Source organism: Streptococcus sp. sy018, from assembly GCF_007859185.1.
Taxonomy (GTDB): domain Bacteria; phylum Bacillota; class Bacilli; order Lactobacillales; family Streptococcaceae; genus Streptococcus.
On the sequence record NZ_VOHN01000003.1, the window covers coordinates 80,690 to 105,872 of the forward strand.

A 25,183-nucleotide genomic window follows, 5' to 3' on the forward strand; every position below is an offset into this window, starting at 1 on the left:
TTAGCCCAAGTTTACCCACAAGGTGTCTTTTATTTGCTATGATAAAGACAAGAAATGAGAAAGGAGAACACCATGAAATGGCAGTTTAAGGAAGACGTCACACAAAATGAATTAAGTGTCACAATCAGTAAGCAAGCCTACGATCAAGAAGTTGCTGCCTTGGTTTCTTATCTGGATGATTTTAGTCATGGAACAGCCACGATGATTCCCATAAAAACAGCCGATAGGATAGTCATGCTTGCAGTAGCTGATGTAGTTTTGGTTGAAGTATCTGGCGATGATTTGCTTATCAAAACTGAGCATCAAACCTTGGTTTTTCGAGAACGGTTGTACCGCTTCAAGGAAAAACTATCTACGACAGATTTTGTACAAGTTTCTCGTCAGACCATTATCAATATCAATCATCTCAAAAGTTTAGAGGCTAGTTTTTCAGGTAATCTGTTAGCCCATTTGACAGGTGGTTTGAAAACTAGTGTTAGTCGCCGTTACGTAAAAGATCTAGAAAGGATTTTAGGGATATGAAATTATTAAAATCATTTATCATTGGAGTAGGCATTGAAGCAATTATCTTTTTATGCTATATTGTCGCCATTGGTTTTGTGCCGACAGCTTATCAACTTATTAGTGTGCTAGGGTTTGGTGGCTTGATGGGAGTGGCAGCTTTGATTTTAGATTTGGAGAGTATTAACTTTGTGAGTCGATTGGTCTTGCATTTTTGTAGTATATTTCTACTTGTGGTTGTAATGCTTTTGTCAAATCAATGGTTAGATATGACAAACATTTTATCTATTGTCCCTAGTTTTGTGTTTATTTATGTTGTTATATGGCTAGTTTCATTTAGTTACGATATAGCTGTTTCAAAAAAGATTAACCAGCATTTGAAGAAAAACCTTGACAAGTAAGGTTATCTAATATAGAATGATAGAGTATGTTTAGTATCTGATCAAAAATAGCCGGCTAAACTAATACGAAAATCTATGAGGAGGTTCCTATCGTGAAACGTACTTATCAACCAAGTAAAATTCGTCGTCAACGTAAACACGGTTTCCGTCACCGCATGTCAACTAAAAACGGTCGTCGCGTACTAGCAAGCCGTCGTCGTAAAGGACGTAAAGTATTATCTGCATAAGATAAAAAGAACCAGCAGTAACTCGAGTCTGCTGGTTCTTCTTTTTTATTGTTCTTTGGGGACTTCTTTCATCAGATAGGTTAGGAATTTTTCGCCCATTTTCGAAAGATTGGCCTTTTGATGTTTCAGGTAAACGATTTCGATTTCGTCGTCAATATCTAAAGGGATGGATGCGATGTTATGGTCATTAAGCTGGCTATTGATGATACCCGTCGCCAAGGTGTAGCCGTTTAGGCCGACCATGAGATTAAAGAGGGTGGCGCGGTCACTGACCACGATGGACTTTTTATGTGACATTTGAGAGAGAATTTCCTCTGAAAAATAAAAGGAATTGTGAAAGCCCTGATCATAACTTAGGTAGGGAAAGTCAGCTAGTTCATCAAGGCTGACTCGCTCACGTTGTGATAAAGGGTTGTCCTTGCTGACAAAGATATGAGGATGGGCTTTGAAAAGACTGGCATAGGTCAGTTGATTGTCTTCAAACATCTTAGTTAGCACATCACGGTTATAGTTGTTAAGAAAGAGTACACCGATTTCTGAGCGAAAATTTTTCACGTCATCAATAATTTCCCAAGTCCGTGTTTCACGCAAAAACAGTTCATACTGGCTCATGTCGATTCCTTTTAACAAAGCCACAAAGGCATTGACTACAAAGGAGTAGTGCTGAGAAGAAACGCTAAACAGTTCACGATTGGGCGTTTGATTTTTATAACGTTCTTCCAAAAGAGATGTCTGCTCAACGACCTGTCTAGCATAGGATAGAAATTCAACGCCGTCTCTGGTTAGGGTAATCCCTTTTGAATGGCGAATAAAAATCTCAATCCCCATTTCTTGTTCGAGTTCACGAACGGCATGAGAAAGACTGGGCTGGGTAATAAAGAGTTGCTTGGCAGCTTCATTGATACTGCCGGTTTCAACAATTTTGATAATATAATGAAGTTGTTGGATACGCATAGTCCTATTTTAGCACAAAATAAAAGATAAAAATTGAAAAAAAATCTATTCTATGATAAAATGAAGTGATAATTTAAGAAATAATTAAGACAAAGGAACGATATGGCAAAGAGAAGTAGAAAGAGACGTAAGAAGCAGACCAGTTTGAGTGTCGTTAATTTAGCTTTGTTGCTACTTTATACACTTATTTCAATCCTTGTGGTTTTTACCATGTATTCCTATCAATTTTTAAACTTTAGCCAGGTTAACAATATCTATACAGGTGTTTTAGTCTTAGTCTTTGTTGTTGGCTTGCTATTTGTATTATTAAGGAAAGCGCCTCGTCTGACAGCTGTTTTGCTAGCACTATTTGTCTTCATTGGTGTTGTAACACTCTTTTTTTTCAAGTCGGCTATTGATGTTACAGGTAAATTAAACGAAACAGCCTCATTCTCTGAAATGGAAATGAGTGTGGTTGTTCCCAAAGATAGTAATATTTCAGCAATTTCTCAAGTAACGGAAGTTCAAGCGCCACTTGGTCGTGACAGAACCAATATTGAAAATGTCATCAATCAGGTACAAGCAGAAAAAAATCACACTTTGCAAGTGCAAGATGTCGAGTCTTACTCGGTTGCTTATGACAACTTGTTGGCTGGGTCAAGTCAGGCAATGGTTCTAAACAGTGCTTATGCTAGCTTATTAGAATCAGACTATACCAACAAGCTCAAAACGATTTACACCTATAAGATTAAAAAAGAAGTGACAACAACTGCCCAAACGAATGAAGCAGTTGACGCAGATGTTTTTAACGTCTATATCAGTGGTATCGACACTTACGGTCCGATTTCATCTGTTTCTCGTTCAGATGTCAATATCATTATGACGGTCAATCAAAAGACGAAAAAGGTCTTGTTAACCACCACACCTCGTGACTCTTATGTTCAGATTCCTGACGGTGGCAATAATCAGTACGATAAGCTGACTCATGCGGGATTATACGGTGTGGAAACATCAATGAAGACTCTGGAAAATCTATATGGTATCAATTTAGATTATTATGCGAGAATCAACTTTACTTCTTTCTTAACCCTCATTGATCAGGTTGGTGGTATTGAAGTTTATAACGACCAAGAATTTACCAGTTGGACAAATAGCAAATACACTTTCCCAGTGGGAAATGTGACCCTAAACTCTGAACAAGCCTTGGCATTTGTCAGAGAGCGTTATTCATTGGCTAATGGTGATAACGACCGTGGTAAAAATCAAGAAAAGGTCATTGCAGCAGTTATTGGTAAATTGGCTTCAATTAACTCAATTTCAAATTTCTCTGCTATTATCAATGGTTTAAGTGGTTCAATTCAGACTGATATGCCTTTGTCAACTATGATGACGATTGCTAATGGTCAGCTAGAATCAGGGACAAATTATGAAGTTATCTCACAAGCTTTAACAGGCACAGGTTCAACGGGTCAATTGCCATCATACGCTATGCCAAATGCTAGTTTGTATATGATGTCTATTGACGAGAATAGTCTGGCTACTGTTAAGCAAGCAATTACAGATGTTATGGAAGGTCGCTAAATGATTGATATTCATTCTCATATTATTTTTGATGTTGACGATGGTCCAAAAACATTAGCAGAAAGCATTGCTTTGGTTACAGAAAGTTACCAGCAAGGCGTTCGAACAATTGTAGCGACATCTCATCGTCGTAAAGGCATGTTTGAAACACCAGAAGATAAAATTTTGGCCAACTTTCAACAATTACAAGTTGAAATGTCAGAACGGTTGCCTGATTTAACCTTGTTGTATGGTGGAGAATTATATTATTCTGGTGATGTCCAAAAAGGATTAGAAAACCAGACCATTCCAACAATGGCAAACACACGATTTGCCTTGATTGAGTTTAGCATGGCAACACCTTGGAAAGAGATTCATAAGGCAGCGACGAAAGTTCTGCTGTTAGGGATTACTCCAATTATTGCTCATATCGAGCGTTATAATGCTTTAGAGTATGATAAAAAACGTGTGAAAGAGCTGATTGATATGGGGTGCTATACACAGGTTAACTCAAGTCATGTCTTGAAACCAAAGTTATTTGGTGATAAAGCCAAACTATTTAAAAAACGAGCGAGATTCTTTTTAGAAGAAAACCTGGTTCATTGTGTTGCGAGCGATATGCATAATTTAGCTGAACGTAAGCCATACATGAAACAGGCTAGAGAGATAATTGCTAAAGATTTCGGTTCGAAACGAGCCAAAGATTTATTTGAAAATAACCAAAAAATATTATTAGAAAATGATTTTATATAGGAGATAAAATGGATACACAAAGCTCTAAGCATTTAGAAATTGATTTTCTTTATTTATTGAGAAAACTATGGGGTAGTAAGTTTCTAATTACCTTGATTGCAACCATCGGCGCTACACTAGGATTGTTGGTTAGTCTTTTCCTAATCACTCCAGAATACACCTCAACAACCCGTATTTATGTAGTTAACCAAAACTCTAATACAAACAATATTACGACACAAGATTTACAAGCGGGTGATTATTTGGTTAATGACTATAAAGAAATCATCACGTCAAATGACGTCTTATCAGCAGTAATTGCTGAGAATGGTTTGGCTATGGATGTTAGTGAATTGTTGAAAAAGACTCGTGTCTCTATTCCTGCATCAACTCGTGTCATTTCGATTTCAGTAGAGGATAAAAATCCTCAAGAAGCAAGTAAATTAGCTAATTCAATTCGTGAATTATCAGCAGAAAAAATTAAGTCTGTGACGCGTGTCGAAGATGTTACAACATTGGAGGTTGCAGAGCCATCTGATAAGCCATCTTCACCAAAGACAAAACGTAATATCATTCTTGGCGCTTTAGTAGGAGCTATTCTAGCAGTTGTTGGGATTCTCTTAGGTGAAGCCTTTGATGATCGCGTGAAACGTCCAGAAGATATTGAAGAAGTTCTTGGAATGACACTATTAGGTGTTGTGCCAGATACGGATAAATTGTAAAAGAGAGGATTTTATGTCACAGTTAGAATTAGTTAGAAAAAAAGCTCTGCTAGCTAAGAAAGCAGAGGAGTATTATAATTCAATTCGTACTAATATTCAATTTAGTGGTGCACAGTTGAAAACAATTGTTGTTAGTTCCGTCCAACCAAATGAAGGAAAATCAACAACCTCAACTAACTTAGCAATTTCTTTTGCACGAGCAGGATTCAAGACTTTGTTGATTGATGCGGATACTCGTAACTCTGTTATGAGTGGAACGTTCAAAGCTAACGTTCGTATCACAGGGTTGTCGAGCTATTTGTCTGGCAATAGTCAATTGTCAGATGCCATTTGCGATACTAATGTGGAAAATCTGATGGTTATTCCGTCAGGTCAGGTACCACCTAATCCAACCAGTCTATTACAAAATAGTAATTTTACGATGATGTTGGAAACGGTACGTGATTTATATGATTATATTATCATTGACTCACCGCCGATTGGATTGGTTATTGATGCGGCAATTATTGCCAAACAATGTGATGCGAGCATTGTTGTTACAGAAGCAGGAAGTATCAAGCGTAAATTTGTTCAAAAAGCGAAAGAGCAAATGGAGCAAAGTGGTGCACAATTCTTGGGTATTATCTTGAATAAAGTAGATCCGACCTTAGATGCTTACGGTGGCTATGGTGGCTATGGTGGCTATGGTGGCTACGGTCGCTACGGTGAGTACGGTAAGAAAGCTCAAGAATCTAAGAAAAAACGTAAAAGAAAAGAAAAGAAGCAAAAATAGTAGTAAGTTAGGAGAGAAGAAAAATGACTCGTTCACAAACAATTTATATCAATGTTGTTAAACGATTTTTTGATATTATAATTGGTTTATTGGGGATTATTTTTCTTCTTTTTCCTAGTTTCCTTGTCATTTTTGCCATTTATAAATATAAAAAATATGAAGGCAGCATCTTTTTCACACAAGACCGATTCGGTAAAAATGGCAAATTATTTAAAATTATCAAGTTTCGTTCTATGGTGACAAATGCTGAAGAGTTATTGAAAGCTGACAAGGCACTTTATCAGAAATATATTGCTAATAGTTATAAATTACCACCTGAGGAGGATCCTCGTTTAACATCTATTGGTGGATTTATCCGTAAAACTAGCATCGATGAAATTCCTCAATTTGTGAATATTTTAAAAGGTGATATGAGTTTTATCGGCCCTCGCCCAATTTTAAGTGATGAATTAAGTGAATATTCTAAAGAAGAGCAACTTGTTTTGTTATCTGTTAAACCAGGAGCTACTGGTTGGTGGCAAGTGTCAGGACGTAGTGATGTTTTGTATCCTGAGCGTTGTGAGTTAGAGCTTTATTATGTTAGAAATGTTTCATTTATGTTGGATGTTAAGATTTTATTGTTGACGATTAAAAAAGTCTTAATAGGTCAAGGAGCTCATTGATACTAATAGAATAAGAGTATGAGGTAAATATGGCAAAAACATTCCAATCTGTCCGTGTAAATTTCATTATGAATTTTATTTTGACGATTTCTAATTTTATTTTCCCACTTATCACGTTTCCTTATGCTTCACGTGTTTTAGGAGCAAGTGGTGTTGGGACAGTAACGTTTGCCAGCTCGATTATTTCTTATTTTTCTATGGTTGGTATGCTTGGTATTCCAACCTATGCCATCCGAGCCTGTGCAAAGGTAAGAGATGACCAAAAAAAATTAGAAAAAACCGTACAAGAAGTCATGCTATTAAACTTTTTAGTCATGCTTGTTGCTATCTTTTTTCTATTGATTAGCATTTTTTCTATTGATCGCTTTGCTCAAGAAAAAACCTTGTATCTTATTTTATCGAGCACACTCATTTTTAATGTTTTAGGGGTCGATTGGCTATATCGTGCTCTTGAACGATACACTTATATTACAATTCGTTCCATTATCTTTAAGTTTTTGGCCTTAGTTTTGTTGCTGTTATTGGTTAAAACAACAGATGACTATGTTTTATATGGAGCTATTAGTGTGTTGGCGTCGGTGGGTTCAAACCTATTGAACTTTCTAAACTTACGTCGCATTATCAATTTAAAACCAAGTGAAAAATTAGATTTACGTCCCCACATTCGACCGAGCCTAACCTTTTTTTTGTTGTCAGTATCTGCAATTATTTATCAGAGCGTTGACACAACTTTATTAGGTTTTATGGCTGGCAATGAGGCTGTTGGCTATTATTCTGCTGCAGTAAGATTAAAGCAAATTTTAGTTGGTGTAGTAACCTCTCTAGGAGCTGTACTAATGCCACGCTTGTCTAATTATATTGAAAATGGACGACATGAAGAATTTCAGCGATTATTACAAAAAGCGATTAATTTTGTTTTTGTGGCCTCTTTGCCACTAGCTGTTTATTTTATCTTATTAGCTAAAGAAAGCATTTTATTTTTATCTGGTGATGGTTTTTTACCTTCAGTTCTTCCTTTGCAACTCATTATACCCAGCATTGTGTTTATTGGTTTTTCAAATGTTATGGGATTTCAGGTCTTGGTACCAACCAATCGAGAAATTTTAGTGGTTTATTCAACGATTGCAGGAGCCGTGGTTGATTTAATTCTAAATTTATTTCTCATTCCCTTGTTCGATGCAAGTGGTACTGCTTTTTCAAGTAGTGCGGCGGAATTTGTTGTTGTCTTAGTTCAGGTTTATCTATTGAGAGAACTCATACCGACCTTGTTAAAACAGAGTTCATTGACAAAGGCACTTGGTAGTGTTGTGATTGCAAGTGTCGTGACACTATTGGTAAAACCGTTGTTATCTGGTGTCTTTTTGACATTAGTTATCACAGCCCTGTTATTCTTTAGTTCTTATAGTATAGTTTTGTTATTAACAAAAGAAAAATTTATCACGGAGTTGGTCACTTCGCTAGTTAAAAAGTATAAATAGAGGAGTTATTATGTCACAATACGATTATTTAGTTGTTGGAGCGGGTCTCTTTGGAGCAGTTTTTGCTCATGAGGCAGCTTTGAAGGGTAAAAAAGTAAAAGTGATTGAAAAACGCGATCACATTGCAGGAAATATTTACACGCGTGAAGAAGAAGGCATTCAAGTTCATCAATATGGGGCACATATCTTTCACACATCAGATAAAGAGTTGTGGGATTATGTTAATCAATTTGCTGAATTTAATCGCTACACAAACACACCAATTGCTAACTACAAGGGAGAAATTTACAATCTTCCTTTCAATATGAATACCTTTAATAAATTATGGGGTGTAGTAACACCAGAAGAAGCGCAAGCTAAGATTGATGAGCAACGTTCAGTTCTTGGTGGTAAAACACCAGAAAACTTGGAAGAACAAGCTATTTCTTTGGTTGGTACGGATATTTATGAAAAGTTAATCAAAGACTATACTGAAAAACAATGGGGCAAGGCTTGTACTGAATTGCCAGCCTTTATCATCCGTCGTTTGCCAGTTCGTTTGACTTATGACAACAATTACTTTAACGATACTTACCAAGGGATCCCAATCGGTGGTTACACACAAATTGTTGAAAAAATGTTGGCTCATGAGAACATTGATGTTGAAGTGAACGTCGACTTCTTTGCCAACAAAGAGCAATACCTTGCAGATTATCCAAAAATTGTCTTTACAGGGATGATTGATGAGTTCTTTGACTACGAGTTGGGTGAGTTGGAATACCGTAGTTTGCATTTTGAAACAGAAACACTTGATATGGAAAACTATCAAGGAAATGCTGTGGTAAACTATACTGATAGTGAAACACCTTACACGCGTATCATTGAGCACAAGCATTTTGAATTTGGTACACAACCAAAAACGATTATTACTAAAGAGCATTCAAAAACATGGGCAAAAGGTGACGAGCCATACTACCCTGTTAATAATGATCGCAACAACCACCTTTACAAAGCCTACAAAGACTTGGCAGCAAAACAAGAAAATGTCATCTTTGGTGGACGCTTAGGTCATTATCGTTATTACGATATGCACCAAGTTATTGCGGCAGCTCTTCAATGTGTGCGTTCTGAATTAAAGGATTAGAGAGTTGAAAAACATAAAGATTATTGTCGCTACTCACAAACGTTTTCAAATGCCTGCTGATCAAAATCTCTACGTTCCAGTACATGTTGGTCATCAAGGTAAGGAAGATTTGGGTTATACAGGTGATGACACAGGGCAGCACATTTCACACCTAAATCCCTATTATTGTGAGTTGACAGGACTTTATTGGGCATGGAAAAATATGGATTGTGACTATCTAGGTTTGGCTCATTATCGTCGTTATTTGACAAAAAAAAGCCAAGCCTACCAAGAATCCATTCAAATTGATGATGTCATTTTGTCACAAGCAGATATTGAAAATCTATTACGTCAAGCAGATGTCATTTTACCAAAGAAACGACGTTATTATATCGAAACCTTGTATTCACATTATGCACACACGCACGAAGCAGAGCACTTAGATGTGACAAGAGAGATTTTGAAGGAGTTGTTCCCTGCAGATCTTGCTACTTTTGACCGTGTCATGAAACAACGTAGTGGCTATATGTTTAACATGTTTATCATGTCAAAAGAGTTGGTCAATCGCTATTGCGAGTGGTTGTTCCCAATCATTGACGAGTTGTATGCACGTTTGGATATTACAGGCTATTCTGCCTTTGATGCACGTTTGTTTGGTCGTGTGAGTGAACGCTTGTTTAACGTTTGGTTGGCAAAAGAAACTTTGGTTATTAAAGAAGTACCGTTTATGTATATGGAAAAAGTCAATCTGATTCATAAAGGGAAATCATTTTTGCAAGCCAAATTTCTAGGTAAAAAATATGGACAAAGTTTCTAAGAGGAGACTATGGATAATAAGTTAAAAATACAATTACATGAATTTATTTATTTTATGGCATTGATTCCTTATCTAATTGTTTCAATGTTAAAAACAACAATGTTTAGTATTCCTGGCATTACTTCAGATATTGTAATGGTTAGTCTCTTTTTTGCGGTTGTTAGTATTTTTGTTAAAGGTCAATTGAGCTTGACTTATTTATCAACGATAGGATTTTTTACAATTTTAGGAGTGGTTATTTGGCGACAAACAGGACAATTTACGGTTTTAGAATCAGCTATTTTGCTAGCAGGTGCTTATAAAGTAGATGTTAGCAAAATCATGAAAATTTATTTAGTGATTGTCGGTGGTCTAATAATTATTGCCTTTTTAGCCTCTCAAGTAGGTATTATTGAAAATTTAAGATACATTCGTCCACGTTCTGGAATTGTACGAAATTCGTTTGGGATTATTTATCCCACAGATTTTGCAGCACATATCTTTTTTCTCTATACGGTAATTATTTATCTATATGGTCGATATAAACATGTTTATTGGTTAACAGCTCTAGGTCTCTTTCTTGCATGGTTGGTTTATCGTTTCTCAGATGCTCGTTTAGACGCTGCTACCATAATGGTTTTGTCCATATTATACTTCTTGGTATGGCATCAAAAAGTGTGGATTAATCAATGGTTACGATTGACATCTTGGGTACTAATGATTGTGTATCCGATAGTTTCTTACTGGTTAACAATTAATTATCGTTATGGTGATACATTTTATTATACAATCAATCGTTTACTTTCTGGTCGTTTAATCTTGGGACAAGCAGCTTTACGTACCTATGGTATCAAGTTGTTTGGCCAAAATATTGTATTTATTGGTAATGGTGGTACCTTAAGAACTTCTAGAAATTATAACTTTGTTGATAGTTCTTATTTGAAGATTTTATTACTTTATGGTTTGATATTTTTAATGTGCTATGTTTTATTGATGGTTTTTTTCATCTTAAATCGTTCAAGAAAAAAAGATTATCTTTTTTTAGCGGTTTTTACGATGATTGGTGTTAATAGTATGGTTGCTCACCACTGGCAAGAACCTGTTTATAATATCTTTTCGATTTTAGTTTTTGCTAATTTTGATATATTAAAAACTAAATGGACAATAAAGAAAGATTTACATGATTATAATAGAGGAGTTATTGATACATAGCCAATAGTGAATCCAATTTGGCGTGAAGATTCATCTGTTTTGAGAGAAAAAAGACGAAATCAATCGAATTTATTATCAGATGTTAAAAGAGTTTGATGAATTTTGTAAGAATCAATTAATAATATAGACTATTAGCAAAAGGTGATTTTTTGATTAATGCTTATTTTTATCAAAGTATTATTCCTTGGGATGATATGGTTTTACAAACATGTGGTCAAGATAAGTTTTTAATAGTGTTAAAATTCACAAACAAAAAGATAAGATGAGTTGTTAAAATGATACACTATATTTTTTATGAAGGTAAACTTGCAAGTTATCAAAACTGTTATCTTAAAAATTTCTTTTAGAAAACAAAGATAAGACGATTTTACAATGAAAGAGATAAATATCATGAGAAAAAATGTCTTGATGATTGTTCCAACCTTTAATTATGCAGGTGGGATTGAAAGTTTTGTTATGAATACTCTTCGTTTTATGAATCACGAAGTCTTTCAGATTGATATTATGACACATGAATTAACAGCTCATGATTATGTTAAAGAAGTTGAAAAATATGGTGGACAGGTTTATCAACTTCCACGCTTTAGTCCACGAAACGTTTCTCAGATTAAAGAAATGTATGAGTCAATCTTGCAAGCGAAAAACTATGATGTTGTTCACTGTAATATGGCTAATGCGGCGTTTTTGTATTTAGGAATTGCCAAACGCTATCGTATTCCAGTAAGAATTTTACATAGTCATCAAAATAAAGCAGCTGACAAATTGAGTCATGCGATTAGAAATGTTCCGTTGCTTTATATTGGGAAAAAATGGCTGACCCATCGTATTGCTTGTTCAAAAATTGCAGGTGATTATTTATTTGGTAAAGCACCTTATGATCTTGTTTATAACGCTATTGATTATAATTTGTATCAATTTGATTCTAGTGTCAGACGTGAAGTGAGAACAGAACTAGGTTTTTCAGAATCGGATGTTATCCTAGGTCATACGGGACGCTTAACTCCTCAAAAAAATCAATTGTTTTTGATTCAACTTTTGTCAGATTTGCGTCAAAAATCGTTGGATAAATCGTATCATTTGGTTCTTGTTGGTGAAGGAGAAGATAAGGAAAGTCTGTTGAACTTAGCTGCTACCTTGCAAGTATCAGAATTTGTCCACTTTTTAGGTGAACGCAATGACATTCCAAGATTACTGCAAGCCTTTGATTTGTTTGTATTTCCTTCTTTATATGAAGGAGTTGGCATTTCTGTGTTAGAAGCACAAGCGGCAGGTTTATATAGTATTTGTTCAAGCGGTGTGCCAGAAGAAGCAGACATCTCACCAAGTATTGTTCATTTGGATTTGAATGATAAACAAGCTTGGTTAACAGCCATCGACCAAGTTTATCATCGAACAGCTACTCCACCTGTCTTAGATGAAAAATATGATATTCGACAAAATGCGGAAAGGTTAAGTAATCTTTATCATCGCTATTTGTCATAAAGGAAAATGAAGATAATGAAAGAATTGACTACTCGTGAAACGCAAGAGCAAATTTATCAAATATTAAAAGATTTTGTGTCTTTTTGTGACCGTCATCAGTTAGAATACCGTCTATGTGGGGGGACGATGCTCGGTGCCATTCGTCATTCAGGATTTATTCCTTGGGATGATGATATTGATATTTCTATGCCAAGACCAGATTACAATCGTTTTCTAGCTTTAAGTCAACGAGAGCCTATTGGCTCTCATCTTGTTGTGTCTTCTTATGAACAAGGTCAGTTGGATTATCCATTTGCTAAGCTATTAAACACTAAGACAAAGATTGAGAATTCTTTTGTTAATAATGATGGGTCGGATCATTTGTGGATTGATATTTTACCAGTTGATGGTTTACCATCAGATTCAAATGAATTAAATCATCATTATCGAAAGATTAAAAGATATCAGCAATTACTTATGGTGTCTCTATCAGCCTTTGGTACAGGTCAATCATTTTTAAAAATGGTAGTCAAATCGATTTTGGGTCCCATATTACGTTTAATTGGCTCAAAATATTTTGGAAGAAAATTAGATGAACTGGCCCAAAAATACCCATATGAAACTTCAGAAAATGTTGGTGTTGTTTCCTGGGGATTATACGGACCATCAGAATCATTAGTCAAATCAGATTATAGTGAAAGTGTTTTGGTAACGTTTGAGGGTGGACAATTCAAAGCTCCTAAAGCTTGGAAAACCTATTTAACAAATCTCTATAAGGATTATATGCAACTACCCCCAGAAGATAAACGGAAAGTTCATTTGTCTAAAGCCTGGTTATTAGATGATTGATGAGTTTAATATTAGTTATAAAATAACGATACGGATAAAGGAGAATCCATGAATAAAGTTTTAACCATATCAATAGCAGCTTATAATGTCGCCGACTATATACGTGAAACCTTGGATAGCTTAGTTGCCTCAAAATTTATTGATGATTTAGAAATTTTTGTGGTGGATGATGGCGGACAAGATGATACATTAGCTATTGCCCAAGACTACCAAAAACGTTATCCTAATAGTGTTATTCCTGTTCATAAAGAAAATGGCGGTTATGGGACAACTGTTAATTATAGTTTGGAGCATGCGACAGGTCGTTATTTTAAATTACTTGATGGTGATGATTGGGTTAAAACAGAATCTTTGGATCAATTGGTTGAACAATTAAAGAATATTGAGACGGATTTGGTAGTGACACCTTTTCTTAAAGGTCCTAGCATGGCTGAGATGGAGCTTCAGGATTATAGTTCACAATTACCGATAGCAAAAGAGCAACAGCTTAGTGAGCTTATGAATCCGCCAATTCTAGGAATGTGGGCGATGTGCTATAAAACAAGTGTTCTTAGAGAATCTGGTTTGAAATTACCAGAAAAACTGTTTTATACAGATCAGATTTTTTGTACGGTTCCTATTCCATTTGTGAAAACGATTCAATATTTTGATTTTCCGATTTATTGTTATCGTTTAGGTCGTGATGGTCAAAGTGTTAGTAAGGAATCTCGTATAAAAAATGCTCAAATGACGTTGGATATTTGCCGAGAATTGACAAGTTATATTGCTAAATATAAGGAACATGACAACTATCCGTATCTTTTAAAACGTGTATCGTCGTATTATTTATCAGCATTGAAAACAATTTTACTATCCCCTATATCTGCTGATACGATTTCTCGTTTTAAGGCGTATGATCAGTTGATCAAACAACTTTCTCCAGAAATGTATCAAGTTATCGTTTCAGAGGGTAAGTTTGGTAAAATTGTTCGTATGGCACGTCAAACCAATTATCTTGGTTTGTGGTTGTTGTCTATTATATACAAAAATGGAATTAAAAATTGGGCATAATGTGACTCATTTGGTAAATGAAATTATGTCTGCCACTAATGGCTTTGAAAGGATAAAAGATGATTTATGCAGGAATTTTAGCAGGTGGTAAAGGAACAAGGATGGGCCTTCAAGATATGCCTAAGCAATTCTTAGAATTGGGAAATCGTCCTATCTTGGTACATACACTAGAAAAATTTATCTTGGTACCTGAGATTGATGTAGTGGTTGTGGGTACGCATCCAGATTGGTTAACTTATACAGAAGATTTAATTGATAAGTATTTGGCCGCTTATAAGGAAAGAATCCTAGTAACAGCAGGTGGAGCAGATCGTAATACAACGATTAAACATATTATTGAATGTATTGATCATCACTATCCAATCACGGCTCAAGATATTATCATTACGCATGATTCAGTTCGTCCATTTGTTAGTCTAAAGACTATTCAAGAAAATATTCGATTGGCACAGATAAGTGATGCTGTAGATACGGTAGTAGAAGCGACTGATACAATTGTGCAAAGTCGAGATGGCCAAGTGATTTCAGAAATTCCAGAACGACAATACCTCTATCAAGGGCAAACGCCACAAAGTTTTAAACTGGTTGATTTCCTAGACTTGTATCAAAACCTTTCTGAAGAAGACAAGCAAATTTTAACAGATGCTTGTAAAATTTTTGTCATCAATGACAAACAAGTAGCCTTAGCCAAGGGTGATTATGCTAATATAAAAATCACCACAGTTACAGATTTGAAAATCGCTAGAAGTATGATTGAGGAAAATTAACTATGTTAAATCAAGTGTATCAGTTGATTAGACCGAAGACGATTTCTATAAAATATCAAGATTTATCTATTGATATGTCTGATAAAGTATTGATTAAACCTCATTATATGGCGATCTGTCATGCGGATCAACGCTATTATCAAGGCAAGCGTGATCCAAAAGCATTAGCCAAAAAATTGCCGATGGCTCCCATTCATGAAGCTAGTGGTATCGTATTGGCTGATCCAACAAATACCTATAAACCTGGACAAAAGGTGGTGATGATTCCTAATCAACCACCTCATCTTGGAGATGAAACGTTTTATGAGAATTACCTCAACGGTTTACATTTCCTCTCTAGTGGATTTGATGGCTTTATGCAGGAAACAATTGCTTTACCTGTTGATCGTGTAGTTCCTTATCAAGATATTGCCGATGAAATAGCTGCCTTGTCAGAATTCTCTAGTGTTAGTATGCATGCTATTGCTCGTTTTGATCAACTTGCTCACCACCAACGAGAACGTGTGGTCATTCTAGCAGATGGTAGTTTGTCTTATGTTTTAGCAACTGCCTTACACTATCGTTTTCCTGATATTAAAATAACAGTCATTGGTCGTAATCTAGAAAAACTACGTCTATTTAATTTTGTAGAATCAACCTATTTGACTAATGAAGTACCAGACGATTTGAAATTTGATCATGCCTTTGAGTGTGCAGGAGGTCAAGGAAGTGAACCTGCCATCAATGACATTATCGATTATCTTAAGCCTCAAGGTACAGTTGTTTTAATGGGAGTTAGTGAGAATAAGATTGCGATTAACACCAGAGATATTTTAGAAAAAGGCTTGACAGTCGTAGGGTCATCAAGGTCTGGTCGTAAAGATTTTGAAGCAGCTGTCGAGATGTTACAAGACCAAACCATTCAGAATCGTTTAAAAAATATCATTTATCTTGAAGCACCAGTTCAATCAGTAGATGATATTCATCGTGTTTTTGCAACAGATTTGACAACCTCTTTTAAAACAGTATTTAAGTGGGATATTTAGACTGATTTTTACGAAATCATATTATCCTTGATTGATGTAAGAAAGAATAATCGTGTCTCAAAAGTTAGTTAGTTTTATCATACCTGTTAATCGTTTAGATCAAATCATTAGACGAACCTTGTATAGTATTATAAATGCTTGCTCATTTGACCTTTCAATGATTGAAATCTTGATTGTTGAAAATGGAAAAGCTATTTCACTTAGCAAGACTTTGCAAGATGTACTAGAGTCTTATCCGGATTTGATTGTTTTATTACAATCTAAGGAACATGTTTCTGCTGCTAGAAATATAGGAATTCAACATAGTCGAGGTCGCTGGTTGGTTTTTGTTGATGCAGATGATGAACTGGTACCACAACACATGTCTGAGCTTGTCCAAGAGTTGCAAAATTCCCAAGCTGATTTTCTGGTATGTGATTTTTTTAAAAGCAATCAGTTGCTTCAATTATCTGTTTTATTATCTAATAAAACATTAGAAGAACAAAAGCGTCTTATGATTAGTAAACCAACGTTATTCATGACCGTTTGGAATAAATGTTTTTCTCGTGAGTTTATTATTAAGCAGCAAATTTTCTTTGATGAGCGTCTGCGTTTAGCAGAAGATGGTGATTTTATGTTGAATGTTTTGAGTCAAACAAGAGGTTTTAAAGTCTTTGCTCATCCATATTATCGTTATTATCAACATAGTCAATCCACGATGGGACGATTTGATGATAAGAGTAAGGATTACATTCAAGCAATGGTGCTCGCTAAGGAAAAATACTCAAGCTTACTAACGTTTCAAGGGGGATTAGAAAAGTATATATTGACACATTTGAATTTGATTCTGGTTAGAGAGACATTCAATTATCAAAATAATCAAAGTTTTCGAGATAAAAAGAAAGCATTGCAAGTTTTGATGGAACACCCTATTTTCAGAACGAGCTTGAGTCGTCTTTCGATTAGTTCATGTGTGTCTTTATATTATTTAACGATTGTGTTATTAAAATTACGTTGCCATACGTTAGTAGGTGTGGCTTGTACACTGAAATCTTATGTCAATAGCAAACGAATAACCTGATAGATTTTATGGAAAAAATAGATATTGTAGTACTCTGGGTTGATGATAAAGATTTAGAATGGCGTCAGTTAAGAGATGTTTATACAAATACGGTATCGTCAGAGCTTACAGAACGATTGTATCGTGACTATGGCACCTTTCAGTATTGGTTTAGAATGATTGAAAAGAATGCACCTTGGGTCAATCAGATTTATTTGATTACGCATGGTCATCTGCCACCGTGGTTGAAGCAAGATCATCCTAAATTGAAGATTATCAATCATCGTGATTATATTCCAGAGATGTATTTGCCGACATTTAATTCTAATGTGATTGAGTTAAATTTACATCGCATTGACTCACTGTCAGAGAATTTTATTTTGTTTAATGATGATACCTTTGTTATTAAACCTATTGCGCCTTCTGATTATTTTCAAGGCCAATTACCAAAATTATCTGCTGTTTATAATACGATAGTTCCTTTTGAGAGCTTTTCTCGAGTAATCTATAATAATGTGGAAGTATTAAATCGTCATTTTAAAACAAAAGCTGCTTTGAAAAAGAGTTGGTGGAAATTTTTTAATATTGCCTATGGTAAAGACATGCTAAGAAATATCTGTTTACTACCATGGGGTTTAACTGGTTATGTTAATTATCATCTTCCTAGCCCACTAAAAAAATCAACTTTGACGCGATTATGGGAGTTAGAGTATGATGTGTTACATGAAACTAGTCAACATCATGTTAGAGATAATCGAACAGACATCAATCATTGGTTGCTGAATTACTGGCAGATTGAAACAAATCAGTTTATGCCTGCTCCTACATGGTTTGGCCAGTATATGACAGTTAATGAAATTCATGCACTAGAGAGAGCATTCAAAAACAATAAGACAGCTGTTGTTTGCGTGAATGACTCTCAAGATACTGATGAGAAAAATTTTCAAGATCTACTAAAATTATTTGAAGAATATTTCCCTGAAAAATCATCTTTTGAGCAATAGGAGGACAAATGGATTATATTATTGAAACAAGAAATAAGGGTCAAAAGCATGCCGGAGCTAAGGCACCAGATGACATTGTAGCGATTTGCCAAAAACGTGGCATGGGAACATTTAGTTTTCCAATTTATCCATCACATTTACATAAGTTGATTCGTCAATTTTGGATGTTATTTACTTGTGTGAGAGTATGGTTGATGATTTTAATGAAAACTAAATCAGGTGACCGAGTGATTTGGCAACATCCTATTTATGGAATTCGTTATGCTTATTTTTTCATTGGTTTGATAAAAAAATGGAAAAAAGTAACCTTCATTGCTTTAATTCATGATTTAGAGAGTTTGCGTAGTACTGGTGGTGATTTCCATCTGATGAATTCTAATACTTCTGCCATAGCAGATAAGGGGTTATTATCTCGTTGTGATTTTGTGATTAGTCATAACCAGTTTATGACAAATTATTTATTGGAATTAGGTATTGTAAAAGAAAAAATTGTTAATTTAGAGATTTTTGATTACCTTTATAAAGATGTTCCAGATCGCGATACAAATTTGGGAACACCATCTGTTTTGATTGCGGGAAACTTAGGTCCGGTTAAAAGTCCTTATATCTATAAATTATTAGAGTTACCAATTGATTTGAGATTATATGGGATTTTATATGAGGGAGATAAGGATGACCCACGCTATAAGGGGGCATTTCCACCAGACGAGTTAATTGAACATTTGGATGCGAATTTTGGTATTGTTTGGGATGGTACTTCACTTGAAGAATGTACGGGAAATACAGGACAATATTTACGTTTTAATAATCCACATAAAACCTCTCTTTATTTGGCTGCCAAGCTACCTATCATCGTGTGGCGACAAGCTGCAATTGCGACATTTGTGTTAGAGAATGGTGTTGGTATTGCAATTGATCGCTTATCAGATTTGCCTCAAGTATTGGCGAATATGTCACAAGAAGAGTATGCTGAAATGCTCAATAATGTTAATCAGATTTCAGAACGTATTCGAACAGGTTATTATACCAATAAAGCCTTAGATGCTTGTCAATAAATAAAACTCGTTGATTAACGAGTTTTTATTATTTTCTGGTCTATGATATAATGGAACAAGATATAGAGAGATAGAAAGTAAGTAAATGAATATTTTTGATACGCATACTCACTTGAATGTGGAAGCATTTTTTGGTAAAGAGGCAGAAGAAATCCTACTAGCTAAGGAGCTTAGTGTCACGAAAATGAATGTGGTTGGTTTTGACCGTCCTACCATTGAGCGTAGTTTGATGTTGGCTGAAAAGTATGATGAGATTTATGCCACCATTGGTTGGCACCCGACAGAAGCTGCTTCTTATGATTTAGCTGTGGAAGATTTTATCAGTCAGCACTTAACTCATAAAAAAGTGGTAGCTCTGGGTGAGATTGGCTTGGATTATTACTGGATGACTGCCTCAAAGGAAAAGCAAGTAGAAGTTTTCCAGCGTCAGATAGAGTTAGCTAAAACTTATGATTTGCCTTTTGTTGTTCATACACGTGATGCTATGGCAGACACTTATTCAGCCATAGCAGAAGTGGGTGTGGGAGCAGCAGGTGGCATTATGCATTCTTATTCGGGTTCTTTAGAAATGGCAGAGCAGTTCCTTGAGCTTGGTATGATGATTTCATTTTCAGGAGTGGTGACCTTCAAAAAGGCGACAGACGTTCAGGAAGCAGCGACATATTTACCCTTAGACAAGATATTAGTTGAAACGGATGCTCCTTACCTTGCCCCTGTGCCTAAACGTGGTCGTGAAAATAAAACGGCCTATACACGTTATGTTGTTGAAAAAATAGCAGAATTGCGTGGATTGAGTGTTGAAGAAGTAGCAACTGCAACTTATGAAAATGCTATGAGGGTGTTTAAACTTGACCAATAAGATAAAAATTCAAGAAGTTATTGTGGTTGAAGGTCGAGATGATACGGTTAATTTGAAACGATTTTATGATGTTGATACCTATGAAACACGAGGCTCAGCCATCAATGTTGAGGATCTTGAACGGATTAGAAGATTGCATGAACAACGTGGTGTCATTGTCTTGACTGATCCGGATTATCAAGGGGAACGGATTCGACGGATGATTACTCAAGCGATTCCAACGGTCAAACATGCTTTTATCAACCCAGATGAAGCTGTGCCAGAATCTAAAAGTAAGGGGCGGTCTTTGGGGGTTGAACATGCTAATTTTGCAGATTTAGAAAAAGCCCTGCATGGCTTGCGCGGCCAAGGTCAAAAAACACGCTCATTTAATATTAGTCAGACAGATTTGATTCGTCTAGGGTTGTTGATGGGTGCAGATAGTCGTCAACGTCGAGAATATTTGGGTCAAAACCTTCGTATTGGCTACTGCAATGGGAAACAACTATTGAAACGTTTGGAGCTTTTTGGGGTGAATTTGCAAGAGGTTGAAAAATGTATGAAAGATTATGAAAGGAAAAGGGATGAGAATAGCAGACTATTCAGTAACTAAAGCTGTTTTAGAACGTCATGGGTTCACATTTAAGAAGTCTTTTGGTCAAAATTTTTTGACGGATACTAATATCTTACAAAAGATTGTGGCGACAGCAGAGATTGATAAGGGGGTCAATGTCATTGAGATTGGTCCAGGTATTGGGGCTTTGACTGAATTTTTGGCAGAACAAGCAGCAGAGGTCATGGCTTTTGAAATCGATGACCGCTTGCTTCCGATTTTAGCTGAAACCTTGACTGATTTTGACAATGTCCAGGTTATCAATGAAGACATTTTACAAGCTGATTTGCAGGAGCGAATTAAAGGTTTCAAAAACCCGAATTTGCCTATAAAAGTTGTGGCTAACTTGCCTTATTACATTACCACTCCTATTCTGATGCACTTGATTGAGAGTAAGATTCCTTTCAGTGAGTTTGTGGTGATGATGCAAAAGGAAGTAGCAGACCGCATCTCTGCTCAACCTAAAACTAAGGCTTACGGTAGCTTGTCTATTGCTGTTCAGTATTACATGACGGCTAAGATCGCCTTTATCGTGCCTCGGACAGTTTTTGTGCCTGCTCCTAATGTGGATTCTGCTATTTTGAAAATGGTTCGTCGCAAGGAACCGTTAGTGACTGTTAAAGACGAAGACTTTTTTTTCCGTGTGGCCAAAGCGTCTTTTGTTCATCGACGTAAAACCCTATGGAATAACTTGACTAATTATTTTGGTAAATCAGATGATGTCAAGATTAAACTTGAACAAGCCCTTACTCAAGCTCAGTTGGCAGTAAATTTAAGAGGGGAAGCCTTATCTATTGAAGAATTTGCTCGCTTAGCAGATTGTTTATGGGAACAATTCGCTCATTAAGTTGTAACACCTTATCTTAATAAGATAAGGTGTTTCCTTTTTTTGAAATCAGTTTCTAAAAAAGAAGAAAAATTTTCGAGTTATTGCTTACGCTTTCATTTTATGAAAAAACATGTTAAACTTAGGTTGTTAGGATATAAATATGCATAAGAGGGAAACGATGGACAAAAAGGAAGTCATTGGCAATAAAATCCGTGAGGAACGCAAGAAAAAAGGGTTAACTCGTGAGCAGTTTTGTGGCACTGAAACAGAGTTGACGGTAAGACAGCTCATGCGGATTGAACAAGGCAAGTCCCTACCAACCTTGGTTAAATTGGAATACATTGCTGAAACATTGGGACTTTATGTGACAGATATTTTGGGTGAAAATAGTATTCAGATTCCAGAAGAATACTTTGAGAAAAAGTACCTTTTGTTTAAGAGTAGTTCTTATGGTGATGCCGAACGAATTGCAGAGAAACACCGCATCATTGAAGAAATTTATCAAGATTATTTTGATTTTTTGCCAGATGAAGAACTGTTAACCTTAGATTTGATTGAACGTTTGTTAGATTGGCGAGTTAATCCTCAAGGTGAAAGTGGAGATTCGTTGTTTGCTGATTATTTTGGACAGGTTCTCACCAAAAAGGTTTATGTGTTGAATGATTTACTTTTACTACAATATTATGCGGTACAATGTCAGGATATTACTTATGAATCAAAAAAATTAGAAACTTGTTTTAAAAAAGTGCTACAACAAGGCATACAAGGAAATGAATTTTATAATGTTGCATTACTCGGAGTTCTAAGTGCATTTGCTGCCGTTTATCTTGTAAATCAAGATTATGAAAAGATGTTGCAGGCAGTTGAACAAATGGATAAGATTATTCAACAAACCTTGCAACAGGTGTATCGACCAGTGACCTTATGTTTTAGAGCTAAGTATATTACTTATCAGCTTCAAGATAAAGTAAAAGCTGAAAAGACCTATGATATGGCAATTTTATTGGCTCAAGACATGGGAGATGACATTCTTTTGGCTAATTTAGTCAGAGAAAAAGACATGGATTTAGCACATTTAAAGAACAAAAAGTGACATCTATGTCCTGTTGTTATTTTTGTTTTATAATATAATGGTGGTATCATGATAAGAAAGGATAACAGATATGAAAAAGCTATTAGTGCTTCAATTTGTTTTTAGTATTTGGCTTCTTATTACTGGTTAGTATAATGATTGATAAGAGAACATTTGTTCTCTTTTTTTATCAAATGATAGAGATTTGGTAAGGGGTATGACATTATTAGGTGTTAAGACATTTTTTTGCTATAATAAAATAAAGACAAAAGGGTAAAGGAGATCATTTGCAAGGAAGAATTGTTAAGGCTTTGGCTGGTTTTTATTATGTTGAGTCAGAGGGTGTGCTATATCAGACACGAGCGCGTGGTAATTTTCGTAAAAAGGGTCAGACGCCTTATGTTGGCGACTGGGTTGATTTTTCAGCTGATGAAAATTCGGAAGGCTATATTTTAGCGATTCATGAGCGACAAAATGCTTTAGTTCGTCCTCCTATTGTCAATATCGATCAAGCTGTCGTTATCATGAGTGCCAAGGAACCAGATTTTAATGCCAATCTTTTAGATCGTTTTTTAGTACTTTTGGAACACAAAGACATCAAGCCTTTGATTTATATTTCAAAAACAGATTTACTAGAAGATACTCAAAATCTTTCAGAAATAGCAAGTCATTACCAAGCTATTGGTTATGACTTTATAACTGAGATGGCTGACTTATTGCCTTATTTATCTGACTGTGTGACAGTTTTTATGGGGCAAACGGGTGTTGGAAAATCAACGCTGTTAAATAAGTTGGCACCAGAGTTAGCTTTGGCAACGGGTGAAATTTCTGATAGTTTGGGTCGAGGTCGTCATACGACCAGAGCAGTCAGTCTTTTTCATGTTTATAGTGGTCTGATTGCTGATACCCCTGGTTTTAGTGCCTTGGATTATGAAGTCACTACCAGTGAAGACCTCAATCAAGCTTTTCCAGAGATTAAACATCATTCAGCTAAATGTAAGTTTAGGACTTGTACACATACGCATGAACCAGCTTGTGAGGTCAAATCGGCTGTCGAAACGGGTCAAATTTGGCAGATGCGTTATGACAATTACTTGCAACTGCTCAGTGAGATTGAAAATCGACGTGAAACTTATAAAAAGACAATCAAGCGTCAGTAAAGAAAGCTGACGTTTTCATTAGAAAGAGGAAAAAATGAAACGAGTTAACCATATTGCACCATCTATTTTAGCGGCAGATTATGCTAATTTAGCAACTGAACTTAAACGCATTGAAGAAACTGGTGTTGATTATGTGCATATTGATTTGATGGATGGTCAATTTGTTCCTAACATTAGTTTTGGAACGGACTTGGTTGCAAGTATGCGTAAACACAGCCAATTATTTTTTGATTGTCATTTGATGGTGGTGCAGCCAGAACGTTATATTGATGCTTTGGCTCAAGCTGGTGCGGATATAATGACCATTCATACAGAAAGTACCGTTCATATTCATGGAGCCTTGCAAAAAATTAAGGCAAGTGGCATGAAGGCAGGAGTTGTCATTAACCCAGGGACTCCTGTTAGTGTATTAGAACCTGTTTTGGAGTTGGTGGATCAAGTCTTAATCATGACGGTCAACCCAGGATTTGGAGGTCAAGCCTTTATTCCTGAAATGATGAAAAAAGTTGAAGCGGTGGCAGCTATGCGTGAGGCTAGTGGCCTAGATTTTGACATTGAAGTTGATGGTGGTATTGATGATACTACGATTGGTTTAGCAAAATCTGCAGGGGCTAATGTCTTTGTGGCGGGCTCTTATCTCTTTAAGGACGATTTGTTGGCACAGGTCAATAAATTACGTGAGGCTCTGAATGACTAAGGTTGCCTTGTTTGCAGGTGGTGACTTGTCTTATTTTACTCGTCAATTTGATGTGTTTGTTGGGGTTGATCGTGGTAGTTTGTTTCTTTTGGAACAAGGTTTGGCTTTAGATTGGGCAATTGGCGATTTTGACTCAGTGAGTTCAGAAGAATTTGCGAGAATTGAGGCGTCGGCAGGTCATCTCATAACAGCACCTCGTCATAAGGATGATACGGATACTGAATTGGCTTTGATTAAGATTTTTCAAGCCTTTCCAAAAGCAGAAGTGACGATTTTTGGTGCCTTGGGAGGTCGTTTGGATCACACCTTGACCAATATTTTTCTACCAAGCCATCCAGAACTGAGTGCCTATGCTCACCAGATTTGTCTAGTGGATGATTTAAACCAAGTGACTTATCGACTGGCTGGTCAACATGAGTTGTATCCAGAAGCAAATTTTGATTATGTTTCTTTTTTGGTAGAAGGTTCAGGAATCTTGCAACTAGAAAATGCCAAGTATCCCTTGAATGAGGCGAATTTTTTTGAGCGAAAAATCTATACCAGTAATGAGTTTTTGACAGGTCCGATTAAACTTAGCCTAACGGATGGTTATGTTATCATAATTCAAACAAAAGATAGGAGCTGAT

General features: G+C 35.8%; 28 protein-coding genes. 27 read left to right on the plus strand and 1 reads right to left on the minus strand.

The window, feature by feature from the left end; genetic code table 11:
- Positions 1-72: 72 nt before the first annotated feature.
- The 3 genes from FRX52_RS03740 (at position 73) to rpmH (ending at position 1,129) form a co-directional block, all read left to right on the plus strand.
- Complete coding sequence (locus FRX52_RS03740; RefSeq protein WP_146538543.1) at positions 73-522, plus strand: LytTR family DNA-binding domain-containing protein; 450 nt, start codon at positions 73-75, stop codon at positions 520-522.
- Positions 519-902 carry a DUF3021 family protein gene (locus FRX52_RS03745; RefSeq protein WP_146496243.1) on the plus strand — a complete coding sequence of 128 codons (384 nt, stop codon included), beginning with the start codon at positions 519-521 and terminating at the stop codon, positions 900-902. The genes FRX52_RS03740 and FRX52_RS03745 overlap by 4 nt, the downstream gene beginning before the upstream one ends.
- Before the next feature lie 92 nt (positions 903-994).
- Positions 995-1,129 (plus strand): 50S ribosomal protein L34, encoded by a 135-nt coding sequence (gene rpmH, locus FRX52_RS03750; protein ID WP_000831903.1) that lies wholly within the window; start codon positions 995-997, stop codon positions 1,127-1,129.
- A gap of 45 nt (positions 1,130-1,174) precedes the next feature.
- Here the strand turns inward: rpmH and FRX52_RS03755 are convergent, their stop codons facing one another.
- Entirely contained in the window at positions 1,175-2,083 is a 909-nt protein-coding gene (locus FRX52_RS03755) for a LysR family transcriptional regulator (RefSeq protein ID WP_146538544.1), read from the minus strand.
- Between the two features lie 102 nt (positions 2,084-2,185).
- Between FRX52_RS03755 and FRX52_RS03760 the strand changes: the two genes are divergently transcribed.
- The 24 genes from FRX52_RS03760 (at position 2,186) to FRX52_RS03875 (ending at position 25,182) form a co-directional block, all read left to right on the plus strand.
- The gene (locus FRX52_RS03760; protein ID WP_146538545.1) at positions 2,186-3,643 is read left to right on the plus strand and encodes an LCP family protein; all 1,458 of its coding nucleotides are present in this window, start codon (positions 2,186-2,188) and stop codon (positions 3,641-3,643) included.
- On the plus strand, positions 3,644-4,375 hold the full coding sequence (cps4B, locus tag FRX52_RS03765) for a capsular polysaccharide biosynthesis protein Cps4B (protein ID WP_146496249.1): 732 nt from the start codon (positions 3,644-3,646) through the stop codon (positions 4,373-4,375).
- An 8-nt stretch (positions 4,376-4,383) separates the two neighbouring features.
- Entirely contained in the window at positions 4,384-5,076 is a 693-nt protein-coding gene (locus FRX52_RS03770) for a Wzz/FepE/Etk N-terminal domain-containing protein (RefSeq protein ID WP_146538546.1), read from the plus strand.
- A gap of 13 nt (positions 5,077-5,089) precedes the next feature.
- Positions 5,090-5,848, plus strand: a complete 759-nt coding sequence (locus tag FRX52_RS03775; protein ID WP_146496253.1) for a tyrosine-protein kinase — start codon at positions 5,090-5,092, stop codon at positions 5,846-5,848.
- 23 nt (positions 5,849-5,871) lie between these two features.
- Positions 5,872-6,510 carry a sugar transferase gene (locus FRX52_RS03780; RefSeq protein WP_146496256.1) on the plus strand — a complete coding sequence of 213 codons (639 nt, stop codon included), beginning with the start codon at positions 5,872-5,874 and terminating at the stop codon, positions 6,508-6,510.
- Between the two features lie 29 nt (positions 6,511-6,539).
- A complete protein-coding gene (locus tag FRX52_RS03785; protein ID WP_146538547.1) occupies positions 6,540-7,988 on the plus strand; it encodes an oligosaccharide flippase family protein in 1,449 nt (482 codons plus the stop codon).
- 10 nt (positions 7,989-7,998) lie between these two features.
- Positions 7,999-9,111, plus strand: coding sequence for a UDP-galactopyranose mutase (gene glf, locus FRX52_RS03790; RefSeq protein ID WP_146538548.1), 1,113 nt, complete (start codon positions 7,999-8,001; stop codon positions 9,109-9,111).
- Positions 9,112-9,115: 4 nt separating this feature from the next.
- The gene (locus FRX52_RS03795) at positions 9,116-9,907 is read left to right on the plus strand and encodes a DUF4422 domain-containing protein (RefSeq protein WP_146538549.1); all 792 of its coding nucleotides are present in this window, start codon (positions 9,116-9,118) and stop codon (positions 9,905-9,907) included.
- Between the two features lie 9 nt (positions 9,908-9,916).
- On the plus strand, positions 9,917-11,098 hold the full coding sequence (locus tag FRX52_RS03800) for a hypothetical protein (protein WP_146538550.1): 1,182 nt from the start codon (positions 9,917-9,919) through the stop codon (positions 11,096-11,098).
- Between the two features lie 390 nt (positions 11,099-11,488).
- On the plus strand, positions 11,489-12,580 hold the full coding sequence (locus FRX52_RS03805) for a glycosyltransferase (RefSeq protein WP_186603336.1): 1,092 nt from the start codon (positions 11,489-11,491) through the stop codon (positions 12,578-12,580).
- 15 nt (positions 12,581-12,595) lie between these two features.
- Complete coding sequence (locus FRX52_RS03810; RefSeq protein WP_186603337.1) at positions 12,596-13,408, plus strand: phosphorylcholine transferase LicD; 813 nt, start codon at positions 12,596-12,598, stop codon at positions 13,406-13,408.
- Positions 13,409-13,456: 48 nt separating this feature from the next.
- The gene (locus tag FRX52_RS03815) at positions 13,457-14,458 is read left to right on the plus strand and encodes a glycosyltransferase family 2 protein (RefSeq protein WP_146538552.1); all 1,002 of its coding nucleotides are present in this window, start codon (positions 13,457-13,459) and stop codon (positions 14,456-14,458) included.
- A 59-nt stretch (positions 14,459-14,517) separates the two neighbouring features.
- Entirely contained in the window at positions 14,518-15,225 is a 708-nt protein-coding gene (locus FRX52_RS03820; RefSeq protein WP_146538553.1) for a 2-C-methyl-D-erythritol 4-phosphate cytidylyltransferase, read from the plus strand.
- A gap of 2 nt (positions 15,226-15,227) precedes the next feature.
- The gene (locus FRX52_RS03825) at positions 15,228-16,250 is read left to right on the plus strand and encodes a zinc-binding dehydrogenase (protein ID WP_146496275.1); all 1,023 of its coding nucleotides are present in this window, start codon (positions 15,228-15,230) and stop codon (positions 16,248-16,250) included.
- Between the two features lie 52 nt (positions 16,251-16,302).
- Positions 16,303-17,310, plus strand: a complete 1,008-nt coding sequence (locus FRX52_RS03830; protein WP_186603338.1) for a glycosyltransferase family 2 protein — start codon at positions 16,303-16,305, stop codon at positions 17,308-17,310.
- An 8-nt stretch (positions 17,311-17,318) separates the two neighbouring features.
- The gene (locus FRX52_RS03835; protein ID WP_146538555.1) at positions 17,319-18,293 is read left to right on the plus strand and encodes a capsular biosynthesis protein; all 975 of its coding nucleotides are present in this window, start codon (positions 17,319-17,321) and stop codon (positions 18,291-18,293) included.
- 8 nt (positions 18,294-18,301) lie between these two features.
- On the plus strand, positions 18,302-19,348 hold the full coding sequence (locus FRX52_RS03840; RefSeq protein WP_146496281.1) for a galactofuranosyltransferase: 1,047 nt from the start codon (positions 18,302-18,304) through the stop codon (positions 19,346-19,348).
- A gap of 85 nt (positions 19,349-19,433) precedes the next feature.
- The gene (locus FRX52_RS03845; protein ID WP_146538556.1) at positions 19,434-20,207 is read left to right on the plus strand and encodes a TatD family hydrolase; all 774 of its coding nucleotides are present in this window, start codon (positions 19,434-19,436) and stop codon (positions 20,205-20,207) included.
- Positions 20,197-20,799, plus strand: a complete 603-nt coding sequence (rnmV, locus tag FRX52_RS03850; protein ID WP_146538557.1) for a ribonuclease M5 — start codon at positions 20,197-20,199, stop codon at positions 20,797-20,799. The genes FRX52_RS03845 and rnmV overlap by 11 nt, the downstream gene beginning before the upstream one ends.
- On the plus strand, positions 20,771-21,646 hold the full coding sequence (gene rsmA / locus FRX52_RS03855) for a 16S rRNA (adenine(1518)-N(6)/adenine(1519)-N(6))-dimethyltransferase RsmA (protein WP_146538558.1): 876 nt from the start codon (positions 20,771-20,773) through the stop codon (positions 21,644-21,646). The genes rnmV and rsmA overlap by 29 nt, the downstream gene beginning before the upstream one ends.
- A gap of 160 nt (positions 21,647-21,806) precedes the next feature.
- Complete coding sequence (locus FRX52_RS03860) at positions 21,807-22,721, plus strand: XRE family transcriptional regulator (protein WP_146538559.1); 915 nt, start codon at positions 21,807-21,809, stop codon at positions 22,719-22,721.
- 266 nt (positions 22,722-22,987) lie between these two features.
- Positions 22,988-23,860, plus strand: coding sequence for a ribosome small subunit-dependent GTPase A (gene rsgA, locus FRX52_RS03865; protein WP_146538560.1), 873 nt, complete (start codon positions 22,988-22,990; stop codon positions 23,858-23,860).
- A gap of 34 nt (positions 23,861-23,894) precedes the next feature.
- Positions 23,895-24,557, plus strand: a complete 663-nt coding sequence (gene rpe, locus FRX52_RS03870; RefSeq protein ID WP_146538561.1) for a ribulose-phosphate 3-epimerase — start codon at positions 23,895-23,897, stop codon at positions 24,555-24,557.
- Positions 24,550-25,182, plus strand: coding sequence for a thiamine diphosphokinase (locus tag FRX52_RS03875; RefSeq protein ID WP_146538562.1), 633 nt, complete (start codon positions 24,550-24,552; stop codon positions 25,180-25,182). The genes rpe and FRX52_RS03875 overlap by 8 nt, the downstream gene beginning before the upstream one ends.
- Position 25,183: the final 1 nt, after the last annotated feature.

Coding starts and splice junctions, on each gene's coding strand:
- FRX52_RS03740 (WP_146538543.1), top strand. CDS start 73: ATGAAATGGCAGTTTAAGGAAGACGTCACACAAAATGAATTAAGTGTC.
- FRX52_RS03745 (WP_146496243.1), top strand. CDS start 519: ATGAAATTATTAAAATCATTTATCATTGGAGTAGGCATTGAAGCAATT.
- FRX52_RS03755 (WP_146538544.1), bottom strand. CDS start 2,083: ATGCGTATCCAACAACTTCATTATATTATCAAAATTGTTGAAACCGGC.
- FRX52_RS03760 (WP_146538545.1), top strand. CDS start 2,186: ATGGCAAAGAGAAGTAGAAAGAGACGTAAGAAGCAGACCAGTTTGAGT.
- cps4B (WP_146496249.1), top strand. CDS start 3,644: ATGATTGATATTCATTCTCATATTATTTTTGATGTTGACGATGGTCCA.
- FRX52_RS03770 (WP_146538546.1), top strand. CDS start 4,384: ATGGATACACAAAGCTCTAAGCATTTAGAAATTGATTTTCTTTATTTA.
- FRX52_RS03775 (WP_146496253.1), top strand. CDS start 5,090: ATGTCACAGTTAGAATTAGTTAGAAAAAAAGCTCTGCTAGCTAAGAAA.
- FRX52_RS03780 (WP_146496256.1), top strand. CDS start 5,872: ATGACTCGTTCACAAACAATTTATATCAATGTTGTTAAACGATTTTTT.
- FRX52_RS03785 (WP_146538547.1), top strand. CDS start 6,540: ATGGCAAAAACATTCCAATCTGTCCGTGTAAATTTCATTATGAATTTT.
- glf (WP_146538548.1), top strand. CDS start 7,999: ATGTCACAATACGATTATTTAGTTGTTGGAGCGGGTCTCTTTGGAGCA.
- FRX52_RS03800 (WP_146538550.1), top strand. CDS start 9,917: ATGGATAATAAGTTAAAAATACAATTACATGAATTTATTTATTTTATG.
- FRX52_RS03805 (WP_186603336.1), top strand. CDS start 11,489: ATGAGAAAAAATGTCTTGATGATTGTTCCAACCTTTAATTATGCAGGT.
- FRX52_RS03810 (WP_186603337.1), top strand. CDS start 12,596: ATGAAAGAATTGACTACTCGTGAAACGCAAGAGCAAATTTATCAAATA.
- FRX52_RS03815 (WP_146538552.1), top strand. CDS start 13,457: ATGAATAAAGTTTTAACCATATCAATAGCAGCTTATAATGTCGCCGAC.
- FRX52_RS03820 (WP_146538553.1), top strand. CDS start 14,518: ATGATTTATGCAGGAATTTTAGCAGGTGGTAAAGGAACAAGGATGGGC.
- FRX52_RS03825 (WP_146496275.1), top strand. CDS start 15,228: ATGTTAAATCAAGTGTATCAGTTGATTAGACCGAAGACGATTTCTATA.
- FRX52_RS03835 (WP_146538555.1), top strand. CDS start 17,319: ATGGAAAAAATAGATATTGTAGTACTCTGGGTTGATGATAAAGATTTA.
- FRX52_RS03840 (WP_146496281.1), top strand. CDS start 18,302: ATGGATTATATTATTGAAACAAGAAATAAGGGTCAAAAGCATGCCGGA.
- FRX52_RS03845 (WP_146538556.1), top strand. CDS start 19,434: ATGAATATTTTTGATACGCATACTCACTTGAATGTGGAAGCATTTTTT.
- rsmA (WP_146538558.1), top strand. CDS start 20,771: ATGAGAATAGCAGACTATTCAGTAACTAAAGCTGTTTTAGAACGTCAT.
- FRX52_RS03860 (WP_146538559.1), top strand. CDS start 21,807: ATGGACAAAAAGGAAGTCATTGGCAATAAAATCCGTGAGGAACGCAAG.
- rpe (WP_146538561.1), top strand. CDS start 23,895: ATGAAACGAGTTAACCATATTGCACCATCTATTTTAGCGGCAGATTAT.
- FRX52_RS03875 (WP_146538562.1), top strand. CDS start 24,550: ATGACTAAGGTTGCCTTGTTTGCAGGTGGTGACTTGTCTTATTTTACT.